This window comes from Streptomyces sp. JHA26 (genome assembly GCF_002005565.1).
In the GTDB taxonomy this organism is placed as follows: Bacteria; Actinomycetota; Actinomycetes; order Streptomycetales; family Streptomycetaceae; genus Streptomyces.
The window spans coordinates 1-5,749 of the sequence record NZ_BDJC01000114.1 but is presented as its reverse complement, the minus strand read 5'-3'; the positions used below and the strand labels follow the sequence as shown (position 1 = coordinate 5,749).

Below are 5,749 nucleotides of genomic sequence, written 5' to 3'. Positions count from 1 at the left end.
ATCGGCGTGGCGGTGCGCTGTCCTGATCAGGGAACTCGGTGGGCCGAACCGTAGCGGGCCGCCTCGCACCGGCGCCGACGGCGAAGGGGCGGCACCCCGGCCGGGTGCCGCCCCTTCGTACGGGTACGGGTGTTACGCCGCGAGCCGCGCCAGCGCCGCGTCGATGCGGGCCAGGGCCTTCTCCTTGCCCAGGACCTCCAGGGACTCGAAGAGGGGCAGGCCGACCGTGCGGCCGGTGACGGCGACGCGGACCGGGGCCTGGGCCTTGCCGAGCTTGAGGCCGTGGGCCTCGCCGGCGGCCAGGACGGCCTCCTTGAGGGACTCCGGGGAGTTCCAGTCGGCCGCGTCCAGCTTCTCGCGGGCCGTGCGCAGGAGGGCGTCGCTGCCCTCCTTCATGGCCTTGGTCCAGGACGCCTCGTCGAAGACCGGCTCCGGCAGGAACAGGAAGTCGACGTTGTCCGTGATCTCGGAGAGGACCTTCAGGCGGGTCTGCGCGTGCGGCGCGATGGCCTGCCACTTGGCCTCGTCGAAGTCCTCGGGCGCCCAGGGGGCGACGGGGGCCTTCAGCCAGGGGGCGCAGCGCTCCGTGAAGTCCTTCACGTCGAGCATGCGGATGTGGTCGGCGTTGATCGCCTCGCACTTCTTCAGGTCGAAGCGGGCCGGGTTGGGGTTCACGTCGGAGATGTCGAAGGCGGCGACCATCTCGTCGATCGTGAAGATGTCCTGGTCGGCGGAGAGCGACCAGCCGAGCAGGGAGAGGTAGTTGAGCAGGCCCTCGGGGAGGAAGCCGCGCTCGCGGTAGAGGTTGAGGCTCGACTGCGGGTCGCGCTTGGAGAGCTTCTTGTTGCCCTCGCCCATGACGTACGGCAGGTGGCCGAAGGCCGGGATCTCCTTGGCGACGCCGAGCTCGATCAGCGCCTTGTACAGGGCGATCTGGCGGGGGGTGGAGGAGAGCAGGTCCTCGCCGCGCAGGACGTGGGTGATCTCCATCAGGGCGTCGTCGACCGGGTTGACCAGCGTGTACAGGGGCGCACCGTTGGCGCGGACGATGCCGTAGTCCGGGACGTTCTCCGGGAGGTAGGTGATCTCGCCGCGGACCAGGTCGGTGAAGGTGATCGTCTCGTCGGGCATCCGGAAGCGGACGATCGGCTCGCGGCCCTGGGCCTTGTACTCCTCGACCTGCGCGGCGTCGAGGTCGCGGCAGTGGCCGTCGTAGCCGGAGGGCTTGCCGGCGGCGCGGGCGGCCTCGCGGCGGGTGTCCAGCTCCTCCTGGGAGCAGTAGCAGTGGTAGGCGTGGCCGGCGTCCAGGAGCTTGCGGGCGACGTCCTGGTAGATGTCCATCCGCTGCGACTGGCGGTACGGCGCGTGCGGGCCGCCGACCTCGGGGCCCTCGTCCCAGTCGAAGCCCAGCCAGCGCAGCGAGTCGAGGAGCTGGTTGTACGACTCCTCGGAGTCGCGGGCCGCGTCGGTGTCCTCGATGCGGAAGACCAGCGTGCCCTGGTGGTGCTTGGCGAACGCCCAGTTGAACAGGGCGGTGCGGACCAGGCCCACGTGGGGGTTGCCGGTCGGGGACGGACAGAATCGGACGCGTACGGGGGAGCCGGGTGCGCTAGCCACGCTTGACAACCTTGTTGGTGAGAGTGCCGATGCCTTCGATGGTGACGGCGACTTCGTCGCCGACGTTGAGGGGGCCGACTCCGGCCGGGGTGCCCGTGAGGATCACGTCGCCGGGCAGCAGCGTCATGGCCTCGGAGATGTTGGCGATCAGGTCCGCGATGGGGTGGATCATCTCGCTGGTGCGGCCGAGCTGGCGCTGGGCGCCGTTGACCGTGAGCTGGATCGTGAGGTCGTCCGGGTCGAGGTCCGTCTCCACCCAGGGGCCGAGCGGGCAGGCGGAGTCGAAGCCCTTGGCGCGGGCCCACTGCTTCTCGCGGCGCTGCACGTCGCGGGCGGTGACGTCGTTGGCGCAGGTGTAGCCGAGGATGACGTCCTTGACGCGCTCGCGCGGGACCTCGCGGCACATGCGGCCGATGACGACGGCGAGCTCGGCCTCGTGGTGCAGCTCCTCCGAGAAGGAGGGGTACTGGATGGCGTCGCCGGGGCCGATGACCGAGGTGGACGGCTTGAAGAAGGCGAACGGGGCGTCGGGCACCTCGTTGCCGAGTTCGCGGGCGTGCTCCGCGTAGTTGCGGCCGAAGGCCACGACCTTGTTGGGGAGCACCGGCGGCAGCAGCCGCACCTTGCTCAGCGGCACCTTGGTGCCGGAGAGCTCGAAGTCCGCGAAGGGGATGCCCTTGATGATGTCGAGGACGAGCTCGTCCGGCTGGTCGCCCTCGACCGCGCCGAAGGCGACGTTCCCGTCGATGGAGAACCTGGCGATGCGCACGGGTTGTGTGGCCCCTTGACTGAGCTGGCTGGAGTCTGACGCTCCAGGCTAACGCGGCGGGCCTGCCCGACGGCTCAGGCCGGAGGAAAGCGGCGTCGCCCGGTGGTGCGGGTGAACGGGGCGCGGTGCGTGCGCCGCACGGCGGAGGAGGGGGCCGGGCGCGGAGGAGTCGGCGACCGGCGACAGCGTGGTCGGGGGTCGCCCCGCGCCCTTCAGGTGGCGGGGGTGCGTGTCGTGCCGCGCGCCTTCGGCGTGATCCGCCGGGCGGGCGCTCACGGGCGGGCGCTTCGCGCGTCGCCCGCCGCGGCTCCTCGCGGAGCCGCGTGCGCGGGCGCCCGTGGGTCCGTGTGCGGCGGGCCGGCCGGACGTCGTGCGGCCGGGCGGCGTACTACTCTGCGGCGGAGGCCGCGACGGGGATCTCCATGAGGACCGTGCGCCGGGGGTTGGCGGTCTGGGTGGGGAGCTCGACGGCGTGCTCCGGCTGTTCCGGCGTCTGCAGTTCGTCGGCGCCGTCGAGGTGCGCCAGCGTCGTGCGTCGCGGGTTGGCGATCTTGTGGAACATCATCGTCGTCTTCACGGTTGTACGAACCCTGTCGTGTACGGGCGCCGGCAGGGGCGAGTGACCCCTGCGGGGGCGCGGGTTGTCGGTTTTGCCTTCTCTGTAAAGCGTCAGGCTAAACATGCAATTCCCCGCGAACTCGGGGAGAGCCGGTGAACGACATGTGAGTTTGCTCACTTATCCAGGGTCAAATCGGTCAATTCCGGCCGACGTCACACTCCGACGAAACCGACATCTCCCCCCTGAAGCGACCATTCCGCTGCTGATCATGTCTACTGGGACACCGCTTGCCTCCCGACGAATCGAGGGCATACGTCCGCTTTGCGGGTGATCGTTTTCTACCGCCCGTGAGCCGCTCCTCACGTGCTGTCACCTCTGTCCCGGCCTGACCCACGGGCCTTGTTGGAGACCCTGCACTGTGCTGGAATTCCACGGACCGCCGCAGGATCGAGCCGGCGCGCAGGGGGCGCACCACAGCGCCGAGCGGCGGCACGAAGGGGGAGCCAGCGCCGGTCACTCACGACCACCACGGGGGCGTATTCAGGGCGCCCCCATGACGCCGACACCGTGCTCAGCCGTTCACGCGGCCGGGCGCCTGGTCCAGAGGTTGCGACGCTAGTGCAGGGACGTTTCAAGAGGGATGGCAGCGCTTCGGCGGAGCCGGAGCCGCACGGCGGGAATGGCCCCAGGGCCGTCGGCTCCTCGCCCCAGCACGCCCAGAACCCGGGTCAGGCCCAGGCCGACGGCAGTGCCGACCGCTCCGGGCTCCCCGGTCAGGGAGCGGCCCCGTCGACTCCCGGTCAGAAGCCGCCCGCCAAGCCGGCCACGGGCCCGACCGGCCCGGGCCCGCGCATAGCCCTGCGCAACTGGCGGATCTCCACCCGCCTCGTGTCGCTGCTCGCCCTCCCGGTGGTCGCGGCCACCTCGCTGGGCGCGCTGCGCATCAACGAGTCGATGGACAACATCCAGCAGCTCGACAACATGAAGCTGCTGACGGAGATGACCAAGCAGGCCACCGAGCTGGCCGCCGCGCTCCAGGAGGAGCGCGACCAGTCCGCCGGCCCCCTGGCACACGGCTCGACGTCCAGCGCGATCGCCGTCAAGGGCGACCGGGAGAAGACCGACCGGGCGCTGAAGAACTTCCTCGACCAGTCCGAGGAGATCGACGCCGCCAGCAAGGACGGCAACCTCGTCGGTGTCCGCGACAGCCTCGTCGGCCTCGCGAGCGATCTGAACGACCTGAACAAGATCCGCAACACCGCGTACACGTCCAAGAAGAACTCGACGCAGACCGTCGAGGCCTACCACCGCCTGATCACCAACCTGCTCGACCTCTCGCAGGACATGGCGGAGGCGACCAGCAACCCCGAGATGATCCAGCGCACGCGCGCCCTGGCCGCCTTCTCCTCGGCCAAGGAGTACGCCTCCATCCAGCGCGCGGTCCTCGCGGCGGCCCTTCCGGCGACCAACACCAGCAAGGGCGAACTCTCCGAGAACGACCGGCTCTACGCGCAGTCCGCGCTGCAGAGCCAGACGTCCGAGCTCCGCAGCTTCAGCAGCATCTACGGCGACGGCTCCGAGGACCTCCTCAAGCCGATCTCCCAGGGCAACCCGGTGATCGAGTCGTCCGACGAGTACGCCGGCCGTGCCTTCAGCCGGGTCAACGGCCTGGCCGACCTGGACGAGCGGTCGTACCAGGACTGGCTGGACGACAGCTCCACCAAGATCCAGCAGATGAAGAACATCGAGCTGCGCCTGCTGGAGGACATGGAGCAGAAGGCCCGTGAGCTGCGCAGCGAGTCCGAGCAGGAGGCGATCGTCTCCGGTGTGCTCATCCTGCTCGTGCTCGGTGTCTCGCTGGTCGGCGCGTTCGTCGTGGCCCGGTCCATGATCCGCTCGCTGCGCCGTCTGGAGGAGACCGCGACCAAGGTCGCCCAGGACCGTCTGCCCGAGCTGGTCAAGCAGCTGTCCGAGACCGACCCGCAGGACGTGGACACCTCGGTGGAGTCGGTCGGTGTGCACTCCCGGGACGAGATCGGCCGGGTGGCCGCGGCCTTCGACGACGTGCACCGCGAGGCGGTCCGCCTCGCCGCCGAGCAGGCCCTGCTGCGGGGCAACGTCAACGCGATGTTCACCAACCTCTCGCGCCGTTCCCAGGGCCTCATCCAGCGTCAGCTCTCGCTCATCTCCGAACTGGAGTCCCGCGAGGCCGACCCGGACCAGCTGTCCTCGCTGTTCAAGCTCGACCACCTCGCGACGCGCATGCGCCGTAACGGTGAGAACCTCCTCGTCCTCGCCGGTGAGGAGCCCGGCCGCCGCTGGACCCGCCCGGTCCCGCTGGTCGACGTGCTCCGCGCCGCCGCGTCCGAGGTGGAGCAGTACGAGCGCATCGAGCTGGCCTCCGTGCCGAGCACCGAGGTCGCCGGCCGCGTGGTCAACGACCTCGTGCACCTGCTCGCCGAGCTGCTCGAGAACGCGACCTCCTTCTCCTCGCCGCAGACCAAGGTCAAGGTCACCGGTCACGCGCTGCCCGACGGCCGCGTCCTGATCGAGATCCACGACACCGGCATCGGCCTTTCCCCCGAGGACCTCGCGGCGATCAACGAGCGGCTCGCCGCGCCGCCGACCGTGGACGTCTCGGTCTCCCGCCGCATGGGTCTGTTCGTGGTCGGCCGCCTCTCGCAGCGCCACGGCATCCGCATCCAGCTGCGTCCGTCCGACTCCGGTGGTACGACCGCGCTGGTCATGCTGCCCGTCGACGTCGCCCAGGGCGGCCGCAAGCCGCAGCCCAAGCCGGGCCAGCC

The 5,749-nt window shown here is 70.3% G+C and carries 4 protein-coding genes; 1 reads left to right on the top strand and 3 read right to left on the bottom strand.

Features of this window, described 5'->3' with window-relative positions; translation table 11 throughout:
• Positions 1–132: 132 nt before the first annotated feature.
• The 3 genes from gltX to JHAT_RS33075 form a co-directional block, all read right to left on the bottom strand.
• A complete protein-coding gene (gene gltX, locus JHAT_RS33085) occupies positions 133–1,617 on the bottom strand; it encodes a glutamate--tRNA ligase (RefSeq protein ID WP_077801974.1) in 1,485 nt (494 codons plus the stop codon).
• Positions 1,610–2,386, bottom strand: coding sequence for a fumarylacetoacetate hydrolase family protein (locus JHAT_RS33080; RefSeq protein WP_077801973.1), 777 nt, complete (start codon positions 2,384–2,386; stop codon positions 1,610–1,612). The genes gltX and JHAT_RS33080 overlap by 8 nt, the downstream gene beginning before the upstream one ends.
• Before the next feature lie 388 nt (positions 2,387–2,774).
• Positions 2,775–2,963 carry a hypothetical protein gene (locus tag JHAT_RS33075; protein ID WP_171991181.1) on the bottom strand — a complete coding sequence of 63 codons (189 nt, stop codon included), beginning with the start codon at positions 2,961–2,963 and terminating at the stop codon, positions 2,775–2,777.
• Between the two features lie 600 nt (positions 2,964–3,563).
• On the opposite strand from JHAT_RS33075, the gene JHAT_RS33070 reads away from it, so the two are divergent.
• Positions 3,564–5,749 (top strand): nitrate- and nitrite sensing domain-containing protein (locus JHAT_RS33070; protein ID WP_143660604.1); only part of this gene is annotated, 2,186 nt, incomplete at its 3' end.